At 63.2% G+C, this 15,336-nt stretch carries 16 protein-coding genes; 9 read left to right on the top strand and 7 right to left on the bottom strand.

The features are described from left to right. The first annotated feature begins 216 nt into the window (after positions 1-216). Positions 217-717 carry a MarR family winged helix-turn-helix transcriptional regulator gene (locus DQW77_RS10705; RefSeq protein WP_113258224.1) on the top strand — a complete coding sequence of 167 codons (501 nt, stop codon included), beginning with the start codon at positions 217-219 and terminating at the stop codon, positions 715-717. On the opposite strand, the gene DQW77_RS10700 is transcribed toward DQW77_RS10705, so the two are convergent. From DQW77_RS10700 to DQW77_RS10680, 5 genes are all read right to left on the bottom strand, one after another. Next, positions 711-1,427, bottom strand: coding sequence for a DUF1194 domain-containing protein (locus tag DQW77_RS10700; RefSeq protein WP_258523826.1), 717 nt, complete (start codon positions 1,425-1,427; stop codon positions 711-713). The two genes, DQW77_RS10705 and DQW77_RS10700, sit on opposite strands and share 7 nt — an antisense overlap. 8 nt (positions 1,428-1,435) lie before the next feature. Continuing rightward, positions 1,436-2,140 carry a DUF1194 domain-containing protein gene (locus tag DQW77_RS10695; protein WP_258523825.1) on the bottom strand — a complete coding sequence of 235 codons (705 nt, stop codon included), beginning with the start codon at positions 2,138-2,140 and terminating at the stop codon, positions 1,436-1,438. Then, complete coding sequence (locus DQW77_RS10690; protein ID WP_113258209.1) at positions 2,134-2,562, bottom strand: VOC family protein; 429 nt, start codon at positions 2,560-2,562, stop codon at positions 2,134-2,136. The genes DQW77_RS10695 and DQW77_RS10690 overlap by 7 nt, the downstream gene beginning before the upstream one ends. Positions 2,563-2,683: 121 nt before the next feature. Beyond that, the gene (ppk2, locus tag DQW77_RS10685; protein ID WP_113258223.1) at positions 2,684-3,553 is read right to left on the bottom strand and encodes a polyphosphate kinase 2; all 870 of its coding nucleotides are present in this window, start codon (positions 3,551-3,553) and stop codon (positions 2,684-2,686) included. 241 nt (positions 3,554-3,794) lie between these two features. Beyond that, complete coding sequence (locus DQW77_RS10680; RefSeq protein ID WP_113258208.1) at positions 3,795-4,106, bottom strand: ETC complex I subunit; 312 nt, start codon at positions 4,104-4,106, stop codon at positions 3,795-3,797. Positions 4,107-4,273: 167 nt separating this feature from the next. On the opposite strand from DQW77_RS10680, the gene DQW77_RS10675 reads away from it, so the two are divergent. The 6 genes from DQW77_RS10675 to DQW77_RS10650 all read left to right on the top strand — a co-directional run bounded on the left by DQW77_RS10675 (position 4,274) and on the right by DQW77_RS10650 (position 11,366). After that, the gene (locus tag DQW77_RS10675) at positions 4,274-5,164 is read left to right on the top strand and encodes a LysR family transcriptional regulator (RefSeq protein ID WP_258523824.1); all 891 of its coding nucleotides are present in this window, start codon (positions 4,274-4,276) and stop codon (positions 5,162-5,164) included. 101 nt (positions 5,165-5,265) lie between these two features. After that, on the top strand, positions 5,266-6,717 hold the full coding sequence (locus DQW77_RS10670; protein WP_113258206.1) for an aldehyde dehydrogenase family protein: 1,452 nt from the start codon (positions 5,266-5,268) through the stop codon (positions 6,715-6,717). Then, positions 6,714-7,697 (top strand): membrane dipeptidase, encoded by a 984-nt coding sequence (locus DQW77_RS10665; RefSeq protein ID WP_113258205.1) that lies wholly within the window; start codon positions 6,714-6,716, stop codon positions 7,695-7,697. The genes DQW77_RS10670 and DQW77_RS10665 overlap by 4 nt, the downstream gene beginning before the upstream one ends. Before the next feature lie 234 nt (positions 7,698-7,931). Further along, complete coding sequence (locus DQW77_RS10660) at positions 7,932-9,614, top strand: hypothetical protein (protein WP_113258204.1); 1,683 nt, start codon at positions 7,932-7,934, stop codon at positions 9,612-9,614. Continuing rightward, positions 9,611-10,261, top strand: a complete 651-nt coding sequence (locus DQW77_RS10655) for a DUF3726 domain-containing protein (RefSeq protein ID WP_113258203.1) — start codon at positions 9,611-9,613, stop codon at positions 10,259-10,261. The genes DQW77_RS10660 and DQW77_RS10655 overlap by 4 nt, the downstream gene beginning before the upstream one ends. 223 nt (positions 10,262-10,484) lie before the next feature. Beyond that, positions 10,485-11,366, top strand: a complete 882-nt coding sequence (locus DQW77_RS10650) for a DUF2189 domain-containing protein (RefSeq protein WP_113258202.1) — start codon at positions 10,485-10,487, stop codon at positions 11,364-11,366. On the opposite strand, the gene DQW77_RS10645 is transcribed toward DQW77_RS10650, so the two are convergent. Next, entirely contained in the window at positions 11,363-12,337 is a 975-nt protein-coding gene (locus DQW77_RS10645; RefSeq protein WP_113258222.1) for an MBL fold metallo-hydrolase, read from the bottom strand. The two genes, DQW77_RS10650 and DQW77_RS10645, sit on opposite strands and share 4 nt — an antisense overlap. A gap of 227 nt (positions 12,338-12,564) precedes the next feature. On the opposite strand from DQW77_RS10645, the gene DQW77_RS10640 reads away from it, so the two are divergent. Beyond that, positions 12,565-13,632, top strand: a complete 1,068-nt coding sequence (locus DQW77_RS10640; protein ID WP_258523823.1) for a phosphatase PAP2 family protein — start codon at positions 12,565-12,567, stop codon at positions 13,630-13,632. A gap of 26 nt (positions 13,633-13,658) precedes the next feature. Beyond that, positions 13,659-14,795: a phosphatase PAP2 family protein gene (locus DQW77_RS10635; protein WP_147094960.1), complete on the top strand. Its 1,137-nt coding sequence runs from the start codon at positions 13,659-13,661 to the stop codon at positions 14,793-14,795. Here DQW77_RS10635 and DQW77_RS10630 read toward each other — a convergent pair. Next, positions 14,737-15,324, bottom strand: coding sequence for a riboflavin synthase (locus tag DQW77_RS10630; RefSeq protein ID WP_113258220.1), 588 nt, complete (start codon positions 15,322-15,324; stop codon positions 14,737-14,739). The two genes, DQW77_RS10635 and DQW77_RS10630, sit on opposite strands and share 59 nt — an antisense overlap. Positions 15,325-15,336: the final 12 nt, after the last annotated feature.

Here is a 15,336-nt window from a genome sequence, read left to right as displayed (position 1 = left end):
CAAAGGTTCGATGATCGCCCACTGCCTGTCTGTCAAAGTCCGTCTGCTCAAGATCGCCTCCCGTTTTTGATCTTGAATCAAACGAGAACCGATTTGGGAATCCCCTAAATGCAGACGCCGCCTAGGCGGGCTTCGTATCAAGACCGCGCGGCTTAACCGATTATTGGCGTTTCTCGGTCAATGTCCCTCTCCGAGCAGTATCGCACGGAGACGGAAATGGCCCTTCACAATCCCCCTGTCCCACCCGGCCCCGGGTCCGACTTCATGGATGGCTACCTGGACGCGCTCTCGCTTGTCGAGCGGCTGCATCGCCTGTTGCTGGACGTGATCAAGGACGAATTCGAACGCATCGGCGTACTGGAAATCAACGCGGTCCAGGCGCTGCTTCTGTTCAATATCGGCGACAACGAGGTAACGGCCGGCGAACTCAAGACGCGCGGGTACTACCAGGGCAGCAATGTCAGCTACAATCTCAAGAAACTGGTCGAAATGGGCTACATGCACCATCAGCGTTGCGAGATCGACCGCCGGTCCGTCCGGGTCAGGCTGACGCAGAAGGGTCGTGATGTCCGGGACGTGGTGGCCCGCCTCTTTGAACGTCACGCCGATGGGCTTCAAGGCAGGGGTGTTCTTGGGGCGGACGGGATCGACAGCATAACCGCCGCCCTGCGACGCGTCGAACGCTACTGGGCCGATCAGATCCGCTATATCTACTGATCACGACCGGGAAGTGGCACGCGCCACGAAAGGATCATCCCTGACAGCTCCCGTATCAGCTTGCGCGTCATGGCGCGCTCGAAATCCTCGAAGTCTGCAGCCGGCTCGACGAAAGCGCCAGCGCCGCGAATGACCTGTGTCTCGTAGTAGTGGCGCAGGGTCTTCACACGCGTCAGATCCTTGTCGATATTGGCGCGCGACAGGGGCACCACGACAAGACCGTTGATCGTCAGGTCCGCGGGACCGGGCCGCAGGACCGCATCGGGCGAAGGTCCGGAATTGGACGGGCCGTCCCCCGAGATGTCCAGCGTGCGCTGCCAGCAGTCAAGCCGCCCGTCCAGAAGCGCCGTACCGAATCGCATCGCTGCCCCGATCGCCGTGGACGGATCATCGTAGATGGCCGTCGTGCCGCGCAATCGTCCCGCGATCCGCGCGAGCTGTTCAGGGTCGGTCACATCTGTCCAGTCCACGATCAGTCTCTGTTGCGCCGGACCTGCCCATTCGAAAACCGCGAGGGCAACCGGCGCCTGCGGCATGGCCATGAACGCCGCCCGAACCTCGGCGTTGTCCAGAGCGGCGGCCAGACCGTCGAGCTGCAGGCGGTATTCGCGCGCATCCACCGACCCGGACACATCCAGTCCAAGCGCCAGGGCTTGCCGGCATTCGGCCCGGGCCGGCGATGCAAGAGCGGCGAGCACCGCCGCAAGCATCACCCCCTTCATCCGTGGGGCCCGGTTCGGTTGCCGTCGCCGGACCCGAGCCTGATGTCATTGATCTCGCGATACAGTTTGCGGGTCATCGCCTCGCGGTAATCCTCGAACCCTGCCGCCACGATCATGAACGCCCCCGGGCCGTGCAGGACCTGATCACGATAGAAAGGCAACACCTTTTCGTTGTCACCGAGAATCACCAGCCCGTTCACGGTTACACCGTCAAAAGGAAATGCGCGGTAGGCCGGACGCGGACCGTAGCCGTAATTGTTCACACCGTCGCCCGACACGTCGATCACCCGGCGCGCACATCGCGGCCCCCGACGCAACAGTTCTGCGCCGTATCCCAGCGCCTGCCCCACCGATGTCGGAAAATCGTCGTGGCTTCGGGTCATTGAGCCGAGACTGCCGATCGCCAGGTCGATATCCCGCGCCTTTCGCAAGAGGGTCCAGTCCAGATGCAGCTTCTGCTGGTGATACCCGCTCCATTCAAAGACCGCGAGGGCCACATGCCCCGAACCGCCATTGAGTATCGCGTGGCGAACATCCTCCGAATCAAGTGCCGCGGCCAGCCCCAGCCTCTGCAGGTCATATTCCCTCGGGTCCACGGAAGAGGACACGTCCAGTGCGAGCACCAGAGCCAGCCGACACATCGCCTGCGCCCCTCCGCACCAGACGCAAACGGCCAGCGCGGCGGCCAGAAGCCTTACCAATGGCCCGTGTTCTCCATGCTTTTCCAGGGCTCCGCCGGCTCTTTCGCCTGGCCTTCCTGCAACAATTCGACCGAGATGTTATCGGGGCTGCGCACAAACGCCATGCGCCCGTCGCGCGGCGGCCGGTTGATCGTCACACCGTTATCCATGAGATGCTGGCACAGCGCGTAGATGTCCTCGACCTCGTAGGCCAGATGCCCGAAATGGCGGCTGTCGCTGGGCAGGCCCTCGTCGCCGTCCCAGTTCCAGGTCAACTCAACCGGGCATTCCTCCTGTCCCTCCGGCGCCATGAAGACAAGGGTGAAACGGCCGCCCTCGTTGTCCCAGCGGCGTGTTTCCCGCAGTCCCAGCAATTCATAGAAAGCGATGGATTTTTCCAGGTCCTTCACCCGGACCATCGTGTGCAGATACCTGATTTTCATTCGGCGGCTCCCAGACAGGTGCGATCAATGATGCCGATCCTAGGCGGATTCGCACGCACGTCCACCCCGCGCATCCGGACTGCGCGGGACATAACGGGAAACCCGGCGGTGGGCTCCGCCCTCACTGCGCCTTTCGGTCGTCCGGATGCAGGGCCTTGCCGAGAATGTGATCGGTGCCGTGCAGGACGTGCTGCGCGGTGCTGACGATCAATGGATCGGGTGCATGCGCGATCTGCGGATCCTTGCCGGGGTAATCCAGAGAATTGAGGAAATGGAGCATGCAGTTGAGGCGCGCGCGCTTCTTGTCGTTTGACTTGATCACCGTCCACGGCGCATCGGCCGTATCGGTATAGAAGAACATCGCCTCCTTGGCCTCGGTATAATCCTTCCACTTGTCGAGGCTGAGCTTGTCGATGGGGCTCAGCTTCCACTGTTTCAGGGGATCGGTCGCGCGGCTGTCGAACCGGCGTTTCTGCTCGTCCCGCGTCACCGAAAACCAGTACTTGTAGAGCCGGATACCCGAGCGCGCGAACATCCGTTCCAGTTCCGGTGTCTGGCGCATGAATTCAAGATACTCATGCGGCTCGCAAAACCCCATGACCCGTTCCACGCCGGCGCGATTGTACCACGACCGGTCATAGAACACCATTTCGCCCACCGTCGGCAAATGCGCGATATAGCGTTGAAAGAACCACTGGCCCTTTTCTTCCCAAGTGGGCTTGTTGAGGGCCACGACACGGGCCTGCCGCGGGTTAAGGTGCTCGGTGAACCGCTTGATCGTGCCACCCTTGCCGGCGGCGTCCCGGCCCTCGAACAACAGGACGAATTTCTGTCCTGTTTCCTCGGCCCAGTGCTGAACCTTCAGCAACTCCGCCTGCAACAGCGCCTTCTGCGCGTCGTAGGGTTTGCGTTTGAGCTTTTCCTTGTAGGGATATTCGCCGTTTTCGAATGCCGCCCGGAGGGATTCCAGCGTTTCGGGTTTCGGCGGCATATCCGCTTCCGCAGGATGTGTTGCCGACTTCGCCGCAGGGGCGGTCCCGGTCTTTTCCGGGGCTGTTTTCGCCGGGCCGTCCGCGGGTGCGGCCGCTGCGGCTGCGGTATCGGGCTCAGGTTTTCCTGCTGTGGTGCTGGTCTTGTTCATATGTCCCTCTCTGCGCTAATCGAATCAGACTAACGCAGAGGCAGGATCGCGCCTTGATCGGTATCAATTATGGCCGGCGGCGCCTTGAACTTCAATGTGTCCAGGTTGCGCGGCGGTTGGTGGCGAAATTCTCACCGTATCCGCCCGGCCTGATATTGGTGCCACGGCGCTTGGGTTCCTGGACCACCGCGTCGATGCCATGTTCGCGGGCATATTGCACCGCCGCTTCTTTGCTCGGGAAACGCAACCGCACCTGTGCCTGGGTGTCCGCGCTCGAGGTCCACCCCATCAGCGGATCGACTTCGCGGGCCGTATCGGGCACGTATTGCAGTACCCAGTGCTTGGTGTTGGCTGTACCGGAGGTCATGGCGTTGCGGGCTGGTTTGAATATCCGGGCAGTCATCGGCACACTCCTGTTGCCCGATGTTTATTCCAGAATCGAACCGCACGGGCAAGCCATTGAATGAGATGTTTGATCTTCGGCAGTCCGGGGCCTTCAAAGCGGTGGTTAATCATGAAAAATAAGCTATCGTTGAATTTCCGGTCCTGAATGGAGGTCTGCTTGAATTGGTGATCAAGATCGAAATGCTTCGTTGTTTCCGGGCCGTAGCCGACCACGGCAGCCTGGCCGAAGCCGCGGAGACGCTCGGGCGCACGTCCTCGGCGGTTTCGATGATGCTCAAGCAGTTCGAGGAACACATTGGTGCACCGCTCTTCGAAAGCGCACGGAAATCGCGCCTGACCCCGCTGGGAGAGTTGATTCACGCCGAAGCCCGCCGCGAACTGATGCATTTCGATCGCACGATACAGGCGATCGAAGGGTTGTCACGGGCGGAAATGGGCCATGTCCGCCTGGCGGTCACACCCTCGGTGGCACAGGCGATCATGCCGCCGGTTCTGCAAGCCTACCGCGCAAGTCACCCCGGAGTCCGGGTCGAGATGCGCGATGCGGAAAGCGAAACCGTGCAGCGTGAACTTGCCGCCGAACGCGCCGATATCGGACTGGCCAGCATCGGTTCCCTGCCGGGTTTTGAGCGCGAGCTTCTGTTCACCGATCCTTTCGGCGTTGTCTGCCGGGCCGATCATCCGCTCGCGCGGGACTGGTCGCGCCTCACATGGACGGATCTGGCTGGGCTGGACTTCATCGCCAACGGGCTGTGCCGCCACATCCGGGACGAGAATTTCGCACCGATCCTGCGTGCAGCGCGGCTTGTGGTGCCCAACACCGCCTCCATGCTGGGCCTTGTGCGGGCCGGCGTCGGGATCACCCTGTTGCCAAGGCTTGCCGTGCTGCCGGGTTTCGACGACCTCGCATTCCTGCCGTTGGCCGACAGCAGTGCGCAGCGCGAAGTCTGGATGGTCACACCGCAGGTCCGTCAACTGACGCCGGCTGCGCGGGCCATGGTCGGCGCCATCCGGGCGGCCAAAGCCGATATCAGACCCGGTATTCAGGATGGCTGAACCAAATTCAAGTTGATTTCGTTTGCCTGAATCACTGGCCTGTGTCTCCTTTTGACCGCATCAACATGGAACATTCCACAGTGAGAGGACAGGAACCGGGCATGACCGAAACCAGGCTGAATTACATCGCGGGCGAATGGCTTTCGGGTCCCCACGAGATCGAGAACCGCAATCCGTCCGACCTTTCGGACCTTGTGGGCATGTTCGCGCAGGCCAGTGGCGATCAACTCGATCAGGCGCTCGCCGCGGCGCGCACGGCACAGGCCGAATGGGCTGCATACGGGATCGAGCGCAAGCAGGCCGTCCTGATGAATATCGGAAACGAGATGATGGCCCGCGCCGACGAACTGGGCACGCTGCTGTGCCGCGAGGAGGGAAAGCCCTTCGCCGAAGGCCGCGGCGAGATCTATCGCGCCGGCCAGTTCTTCACCTACTACGCCAATGAATGCCTGCGCCAGCTGGGCGAAAACGCCGACAGCGTGCGCCCCGACATCGAGGTCGACATCCGCCGCGAACCCGCCGGCGTGGTGGCCGTGATCAGCCCCTGGAACTTCCCGACCGCCACGGCAAGCTGGAAGATCGCGCCGGCACTGGCCTTCAGCAACGCGGTGATCTGGAAACCTGCCAACCTGACACCGGCATCGGCCCATGCCCTGACCGGGATCATCGCACGACAGGACATCCCTAAGGGCCTTTTCAATCTTGTGATGGGCGCGGGCCGCGACGTGGGCCAGAGACTTGTGGAAAGCCCGAAGGTGGACGCGATTTCCTTCACCGGGTCGGTACCTGTGGGGCGCGGCATCGCGGCCGCGGCGGTGCAGAATTTCACCAAGCTCCAGATGGAGATGGGATCCAAGAACGCGCTCGCCGTGATGGACGACGCCGACCTCGACCTCGCGGTGACGCTTGCCCTGGGCGGCGCCTTTGGCGGCACAGGCCAGAAATGCACTGCCTCCTCGCGGCTTGTGGTGCATGAGGGCATCCATGACGCCTTCGTGGACAGGCTTGTTGCAGGCGCGCAGGCCATGAAGGTGGGCCATGCGCTCGCCGAAGGCACGCAGATGGGGCCGGTGGTCAGCGAAGGGCAACTCAAGGAAAACCTGGATTACGTCGATCTGGGACGGTCCGAGGGGGCCGAGCTTGCCTGCGGCGGCACGCGGCTCAACATGGAGACCGAGGGCTGGTACATGTCGCCGGGCATTTTCGTGAACACGCGTAACGACATGCGCATCAATCGTGAGGAAATGTTCGCCCCCCTGGCCGCGGTGATCAAGGTGGGCAGCTATGACGAGGCCCTCAGCGTCGTCAACGACACTGAATTCGGGCTCACCTCGGGCATCGTCACCCGCGATCTCGCCCGTGCCACCCATTTCCGCCGCAACGCCAGGACCGGCGTTGTCACGGTGAACCTGCCCACGGCGGGCACGGATTATCATGTCCCCTTCGGCGGCCGCGGCCAGAGCAGTTACGGCCCGCGCGAACAGGGTACTTACGCACGGGAATTCTACACCACCGTAAAGACCGCCTATATCGCGGCCGGATCCCCGGCATGACCTACCGCATCGACGCCCTGCAATACGCCAACTGGTCCGAGAAGATCTTTCGCCAGATGCGCGAGGGCGGCGTCGATGCAGTGCATGTGACCATCTCCTATCACGAGACTTTCCGCGAAACGGTCCTGAACATCGAACAATGGAACCGCTGGTTCGAACGATATCCCGAACTGATCTGTCTTGGCGAAACCGGCGATGATGTCCGCCGCGCCCGCGAAGAGGGCCGTACCGCGATCTTTTTCGGCTTCCAGAATCCTGCACCGATCGAGGACGACATCGGCCTGGTCGAGATCGTCCACAAACTGGGCGCGCGCTTCATGCAGCTGAGCTACAACAACCAGTCGCTTCTGGCCACCGGCTGTTACGAGGCCGAGGATCCCGGCATCACCCGCATGGGCTGGCAGGTCATCAAGGAGATGAACCGCGTCGGGCTGGTGGTGGACATGAGCCATTCGGCGGACCGTTCCACCATCGAGGCGGCCGAGATTTCAGAACGCCCCATCGCCATCACCCACGCCAATCTGCATGACTGGGCCCCGGCCCTGCGCAACAAGCGCGACGATGTGGTCCGCGCGGTGATTGACAATGGCGGCATGATGGGGTTCTCCATGTATCCGCACCACCTCAAGGATAAGTCCGACTGCGCGCTCGGGTCGTTCTGCCGGATGATCGCCACCGCTGCCGACCGTTTCGGAGTGGAACATTTCGGCATCGGCAGCGATCTCTGCCAGGATCAACCGGACGCAATTGTCGAATGGATGCGCACCGGCCGATGGTCCAAGCAGGTCGACTACGGCGAAGGCTCGGCCGCCAATCCCGGCTTTCCGCCACAACCTGCATGGTTCCGCGACAACCGCGATTTCGGCAACATCGAAACCGGCCTGCGCGCGGTCGGGTTTTCCGAAGCCGAGGTGGCCGGCCTCATGGGCGACCACTGGCTGCGGTTTTTCGATGCCAACTTCACGCCGCAGCCCGCATGACAAGGTGATCGCCATGACAGGCCCGTTCCTGACCCGTCTTTCTTTCCGCCACCGCTTCCGGGGGGTGTCGGATGAAATTCGGGCCAGCGGCGACGCCGGTGTCCGATGCCGGGCTCACCTGCCGGCGTCTTGCCGCTCCGTCCCGCTTCAGGGCGTGGCCGCGAGCGGATGGGCGGACCCGCGTAAAGGGCTATGTCCATGCATGGCAAGGGCCGATGACGTCCGGAGGTCGCGATGAACCGAACCATCCATCCGCGTGATCCCGCCACGGTGATGAAACTCGACCGCATGGGATCCTTTCACCAGTCACGACTGTCCTTCATGCGGGTGCTCCTGCGGCGCCTCCAGGACGAGGCGTGGCACTTTGACAGACCCGTATTCGACATCGACGCGCGTGGCGTCGGCCGCGCCGTCTACAGCGCCCATGGACCCGACCGCTCCTATTCTCTGGTTGCCTTCGCCAATGATTTGCCGCCCGAGAAACGCTCTGACAGGGTTATCGCCACCGAGTGGGACGCCACCTTCACGCTCTTTGACGGCGTTCCGACCGACGAGGATCTCGACCGTCTGGAACGCAACGTGCCCAGGCAGGAGGCCGGGCGCGTCAGCGACAGGGAGCTGTCACTGTCACGTGCCAACCGCTCGGTCCGGCTCTGGGATCATGTCGTGGAAAGGCTGGCCGCCGGGCAACAACCGGACACGGAAATGGTCGCACGGGTGGGCTATTTGATGCGAACCACGGCGGTTTACGGGTCGGGCAAGTTCGGCGCCGCGGACCGCGAGAAGACCGCTGATCGTCCGGAATGCCGCGGACCCTTCCAGGTGGAAATGCTGTCGGTCTACCTGACGCGCGCCTTTGTCCTGGACCTTGTGGAGCACATGGCGCGTCTGCGCGCGCCCGATACGGCCGTCACGCTGGACCCGGCCCTGCGCCGCGGCTTCGGCATAGGCAATTCCACCGGCCTCGGGATGGCGCCGTTCCTGATCACGCACCCGGTGCTGATCAATAACTGGATCGCCGCCCGCGAAGAGGCGCTGGCCCGCGTAAGATCTCTGCCGCGGGCCACTGCGGCAGAGGCCGAAACCTTCCGGCGTTTTGCGGCCCGTGCCCGCCGTCATGCGCAGGCTTGGCAATCCGAGCACCCGGTCCAGATCGCGAAACTCCGCGATCTCCGCGCGGACATGGACAGGCTCTGCGAGTATCTGGACAACACGGACCTGGCCGGCGACACCCCCTGGAACCGGCTCTGGATATGGGCCGAGGGCGCGCTTACCCTCGAAGGACAGGAACAGCTCGTGTCGCTGCTCATGGAACCCTACGGCGATCTCGTGGATGGTCTGAGCATGTGCATGTACGCCGACGAAATGGCCAGCTTTCCCATTGATGGCGCCATGCCTGTATCGGCGCTGCGCGCCATTCTCGAGGATATCTACGGCTGGGCGCTCGAAATCGACTGGACCCGCCGCGAAGCCCAGGCACGTGTCTGGTACACCTCCGAGGCGAAGCTCGAACCGCGGGTCGGGGAACGTTTCGAGGAACCCATCGAACCCTATGAACAGCCCCTGTGCCCGGGACGCGACGCCGCGCGTCTTCATGCGGATCTGAAACAATTCCCGGGCGCCACGCTCGCCGCGTTCCTGCTACGTCATCCCCAGCACCGGCATATCGCCCGCCGGGCGCAGATTGCCGCCCGTTTTCCCTATGCCGAAATCCGCGACAATACCATCGACGCGGCGATGCTGCCCATCGACCTGCTGCGCGCCAAACTCTCGTTTTTCGGCGCTTGCCATTTCGATCCGCGGTCTGACCGCTGGGTGCGGATCAAAATGTATCAGAACGCGCCCTTCCCGCATGAACTGGCCAGTGGCGATGCCGACGACTGGACATATCCGCACTTGCCCGAGGCTGCCGAATGAGTTGGTCGCTGAACGAGATCGAATCCCTCGCCCGGAAAGCCGCGCGCGGGTCCGGGCTCAGCTGGGGCCTGGCAGAAGAGGCCGGCCGATCCACCCGCTGGTTGTGCGCGATGGACCTTCCCGGCGCGGATTGTCTGGCCGGGTTGCTGCAACAGAATGACGGCGCGGACTATCCCGGCCTGTGTCCGGAAGGGTCCGGCGTCGCCTGGGCCGCGCCGGACGGCATCCTCTGCCCTTTGATCACCGGTGCCGCGCTTTGCGATCGCGCCGCCGAACTGGCCGGCGGACGCCGGATCACGCTGGCCCGTACGGCTTATCCGCTCCTGCTTTACCCACATGTCGCCACGGCGGCCGACAGGACTGGCGCGGCATTGGGCCTTTCCTGGCCCGGCGTCCTGCTCACGCGGAAGGCCGGCGTGTCTACGATATCCGCACGGGACGACACAGCAGCGGCTACCGCCGTGGATACTGTCGAAATCTCCATCGCCGCCGAGTTTCCGGGGGTCTCTGTCAAACGCGCTTTCCGGGGCGATATCAGCCCGCAAACAGCAGGAATCCTGAAGGAATTCGCGCACCGCACATACGCCCCGGAAACCGAGGAAAGCCGCCTTGGCGGGGCCGGCGCAGGCCTGACGGACAACGACTGATCCCACCCGCGGACCCTTGCCCGGGAAGGGTAATCCCGAAAATGTGAGAAGTCAGGCGCTGATGATCTGTTAGACTCCGTTCAAAACCGGTCCGGCCCCGGGCGCAGCGCACTTGCCACAGGTGACGTGTGCATATGCGGGATGCGCAGGGGAAAGGCGCACCCGACCGAAAGGGTGACCTGCGTCGGAGCCGGAACCCGCCAACCGGCAACAGGAGGGTGTCATGGTAAAGACAATCGGAAATCCGCTCAGTTGGGCCGCCGGCGCATTGCTTGGCACCGGACAGGCTGCGGGAGAGGCCGCAGGTTCAATCGGCAGTCATGATGCCGGCCCGCCCGAGATACGCACCATAAGCCGTGAGGACATCCGCGAGGCGCTGCGCAAAGGCTACGACGATTTCACCAACTTCCGTAGCGACGTGATGTTTCTCGTCGGCATTTATCCGATCATCGGCATTTGCCTCGCCGTGATCTCGTTTGACCGGGCGTTGATGCCAATGCTCTTTCCGCTGGCCGCTGGCTTTGCGCTTCTGGGCCCGCTCGCAGCGATCGGCCTTTATGAGATGAGCCGCCGTCGCGAAGCCGGCGAGAAGGTGGGATGGGATGCCGCCCTCGCCTCGCTCAGGGCGCATGTCGTCGGCCCGGTGATGGTTCTCGGGATCTACCTTCTGGGCATCTTCGTGGTGTGGATGTTCTTTGCCAACCTCATCTATGCCGCCACCCTGGGGCCCGAACCGCCCGAATCGGCGCTCGGATTTCTCAACGATGTGCTGACCACGCCAGCCGGGTGGATGATGATCCTGATCGGCATGGCTGTCGGTTTCGCCTTCGCCTGCATGGTTCTGGTTGTCAGCCTGATTTCCTTTCCGATGCTCATCGACCGTCGTGCCGGCCTGCCGGTGGCGGTGTCCACGTCGTTCCGTGTTGCCCGCAACAACCCTGTCACCGTGGCGACATGGGGCTTGTTGGTGGCGGTGGCCATGGCGGTCGGAACGATCCCCTTCTTCCTCGGCCTGATCATCGTGCTGCCGGTTCTGGGCCACGCGACATGGCACCTTTACCGTGCCGCGGTTCCCCTGGCCGGCACCGGGGACAGCAGGGATTAACCCCCGCCGAACTGCCATAGTGCCGGCACGAAACGGTACCGGTCGCCGCGGCGCTGCACATGGCCGACGCCGGGAAAAGGGAAATGGTATCCAAGGATCGCGATCCGGTCCGCCGCCGCCATATCCAGCAATCGGCGGCGCGTTTCCACCGTTTGAGCCCCGTCCGCGTCAAATCCGTTAAACCATTCGGGATGGGCGAAATTGGTATAGGCGTGGGTCATGCTGTCGCCCAGGGCGATCAGCGCATCATCGCCGCTTTCGACCAGCACACTCATGTGCCCCGGCGTGTGCCCCGGCGTCGCCATCAGCCGGACACCCGGCGCCACCTCGTGCCCGTCCTCGGCCAGGATCCACTCCACCCCTTCGACACCGATCGAATTGACAGCGCCGACAACGAATTGCTGCTCTTCCTGGGGCACGCGGTGCACAAGATCGTCCTGGGTCCAGTATGCATGTTCCGCCGCCCCGATGATGTAATCCGCATCCGGGATGATCGCCTCGTTGAAATCGTCTCGGATGCCCCAGATGTGATCGGGGTGGGCATGGGTGATCACCACATGGGTAATCGAATACGGGTCGATCCCGGCCGCTTCGAGGTTGAACAGAAGCCGCCCTGCGGTGTCAAAGAAACGGTTGCCCGATCCGACATCCACAAGCACCCGCGCATCTGCCGTGTCCACGACCAGGTGGTTGGTATGCGAATATCCTTCCTCGGTGGACAGGAAATGCCGCTTCAGGAAAGCCTTCACCTCGGCGGGATCGGCATTCACGCCCAGCCCGCTGACCGGCAGCCGGAAGTATCCGTCCGATACCACGGTGACACGCGTATCGCCAACCGAGAACCGGAAATGCCCCGGATTGCCCCCCTCTGGCGGGCCAAGCTCGGCGCGGGCGGCGGCGGGCATTGCCAGCGCCGGCATCGCCGCGGCCAGCGACAGGATTTCACGACGGGTTGGCTTGTAGAGCGGCATGTTCGACCTCATTTCTGACTTTGGCCGCGAGGATACGGCATGATCGCCACAACGCAACACGTTTATTGAATATGTTCGCACACCCGTAAAATCCTTCGTCGCAGCAGTGGCAGGTGCGGGCGGAATCAACCTCGCCGCGCCCAGAAAACGACTTATTGCTGCCGAAGCGCGGCCCAGAAGCCCGGGCAGGTTAACCCCAACCCGAGCCAACCTCCGGAGACCGCTGGATGAGCATGCAGACCGATGTCCTCACGGATCCGTCCCCCGTACTGGGCGTGGCCCGGGCCAGCGCACGCGCGGCACGCCGCAACGCGCTTCTTCTGGGTTTCGTGGCGCTGCACCTGGTCGCCGCATTCGGCATCAGCCTGTGGCTGGGCATCCCGTTCCAGTCTGGCACCATCCCCACATTGCTGGTCGTGTTCAAGAAACTTGTCCCCTCCTTCCTGATGGTCCTGATCCTGTGGCGCTTTGCCGTGATGACGGTGAAGGTGCGTCCGGCGCGCCCGATCCGCTGGTTCCTTGATGACATTCGCGCGACGGCGCTGGACGCGGATCGGATCATCTCGGGGCTGCTGGGCCTTCTGGCGATCGGTGTCCTGGCTGGCAGCTACGCCTTCCTGAAAGACACGATTCCCCAGTTCGACCGGTTCTCGTGGGATCCCTCCTTTGCAGCGCTCGACCGGGCCCTGCATGGCGGGATGGATCCCTACGCGTTGCTGATGCCGCTTCTGGGCACACCCTGGATCACCACCTTTCTCAACGCGACCTACCATTTCTGGTTCTACCTGCTTTATTTCATCGTCTTCGTGACCGCCTTCGACCGCGAGAACCCCGAACGCCGCAACACTTTCCTGATCGCCTTCGCCCTCACGTGGGCGATCGGCGGCAACCTTCTGGCGACGCTGCTGTCATCCGCCGGTCCGGTGTATTACGAGGCGATGGGCTTCGGCACCGATTTCGTGCCGCTCATGGAGACATTGCGGGCCTTCCACGAGGTCAGCCCGGTCTGGTCGCTGGAGGTGCATCAGATGCTGCTTGACGGCTATCTCAACGATGGCCCGATCCGTGGCATATCGGCCATGCCCAGCATGCATGTGGCCAGTGCCGTGCTGATGGCCCTCTACGGCTTCAGCTACAGCCGTCCGGTCGGCTGGACGCTGACCGCCTTCGCGATCCTGATCCAGCTCGGATCGGTGCAACTGGCCTGGCACTACGCGATCGACGGCTATCTGGGGGCAATCCTTGCGGTTCTGTTCTGGTACGCAGCCCGGGCCATGGCCCGGCGCCAGTACTGAGCGGATAACACGAAAGGAACCCGGCCATGACCTCCCTTCCGCCCATGACCGTGCAAACCGCGGCCCTGCCGCGCCAGTCCGCGCTCATGACCGCGCTGAGGCCCAATCGCCTGCTCTTTGCGCTGGTGCTGCTGCATCTCGGCGCCGCAACAGTCATCGCGCTGACACTGGACGTGCCGCTGAAGTCGCCGGCAGTGCCGACGCTGCTGCGCGTCCTGCAAAGTTTCGTGCCGCTCTTTGTGGTGCTCCTGCTGGTGCAGCGCGTCCTGCACATGGCAGTGCGGGTGCGCCCGGACCGTCCGCTGCACTGGCTGCGCGACGATCTCGGCGCCGCCCTTGCGGATGGCGGGCGGCTTGTCCAGGGGATCAGCGCCTTCGCGGCCATCGCGCTGTTCGCGGCCTGTTTTGCCTTCGTCAAGGACACAATCCCGCTGATGGTGCCTTTTTCCTGGGATCCGGCCTTCGCGAGGCTGGACCGCGCATTGCATGGCGGGCAGGACGCCTGGCACCTTTTCATGCCGGTTTTCGGAACGCCGGGGCTTACCGCGCTTCTCGACAATGCCTACAGCCTCTGGTTCTTCCTGCTCTATTACTTCGTCTTCCTTGCCGCGTTCGATACCCGTAACCCCGACCGGCGAATGACCTTTCTCGCGGCTTTCGTCCTGGTCTGGGCGCTTGGCGGCAACCTGCTGGCGACGATCTTTTCTTCGGTCGGACCTGTCTATTACGCGGCCTTCGGGTATGGCGCCGACTACGCGCCACTGATGGACAGGCTGCATGAGTTCGCCCTGAGCCAGCCGCTGCATGCGCTGGCACTTCAGGACACGCTGCTGCAGGGCTATTTCCAAGATGGTCCGCTCAAGGGCATTTCCGCCATGCCCAGCATGCACGTGGCCACGGCATGGCTGATGGCGTTCCAGGGGTTTCGCTACAACCGCTTGGCCGGCTGGGCCTTCGTGGGTTTCGCGCTGGTGATCCAGATCGGATCGGTCCATCTTGGCTGGCATTATGCCATCGACGGCTATTTCGGATTGCTGGTGGCGCTCGGCTGCTGGTGGCTGGCCCGGGGCCTTGCCCGCGCCACCGCCTGGCCGGCCGAATCGATCAGGACGCCTCGGTCAGCCGCGCAACATACCGCGCAAGGGTGTCGATCTCCAGGTTGACGGGATCCCCCTCGACCGCCTGCCCCCATGTCGTCACCTGTTTGGTGTGCGGGATGATGTTGATCCCGAAATCACGGCCCGCAACCTCGTTCACCGTCAGCGATACTCCGTTGAGCGCCACCGACCCCTTGGGGGCAATGAACCGTGCCAGATCCTCGGGCGCCCGCAGCGCCAGTCTTGTGCTGTCGCCCTCGTCGGTCATGCTCACCAGTTCGGCCACGCCATCCACATGGCCCGAAACGATATGCCCGCCGAGCTCGTCGCCGACGCGCAAGGACCGCTCAAGATTGACCCGCCGCCCCGGCGCCCAGAGCGAAAGATTGGTCTTGGACACCGTTTCAGCGGAAATTTCCACGTCGAACCAGTCCGGCCCGGTCTCGATCACCGTCAGGCAAACGCCATCACAGGCGATCGAGGCGCCGATGTCTATCCCCGACGTGTCATAGCCGGTGCCGATCCGTGCGCGCAGATCGCCGCGCTGCTCCACGTCCTTCAGGACGCCCTGGTCGGTGACGATTCCGGTGAACATGGCTTTCCCCTT

Origin of the sequence: Roseovarius sp. TE539 (assembly GCF_003298505.1) — a bacterium.
Classification (GTDB): Bacteria; Pseudomonadota; Alphaproteobacteria; order Rhodobacterales; family Rhodobacteraceae; genus Roseovarius.
This window is presented reverse-complemented; position numbering and strand designations above follow the sequence as displayed.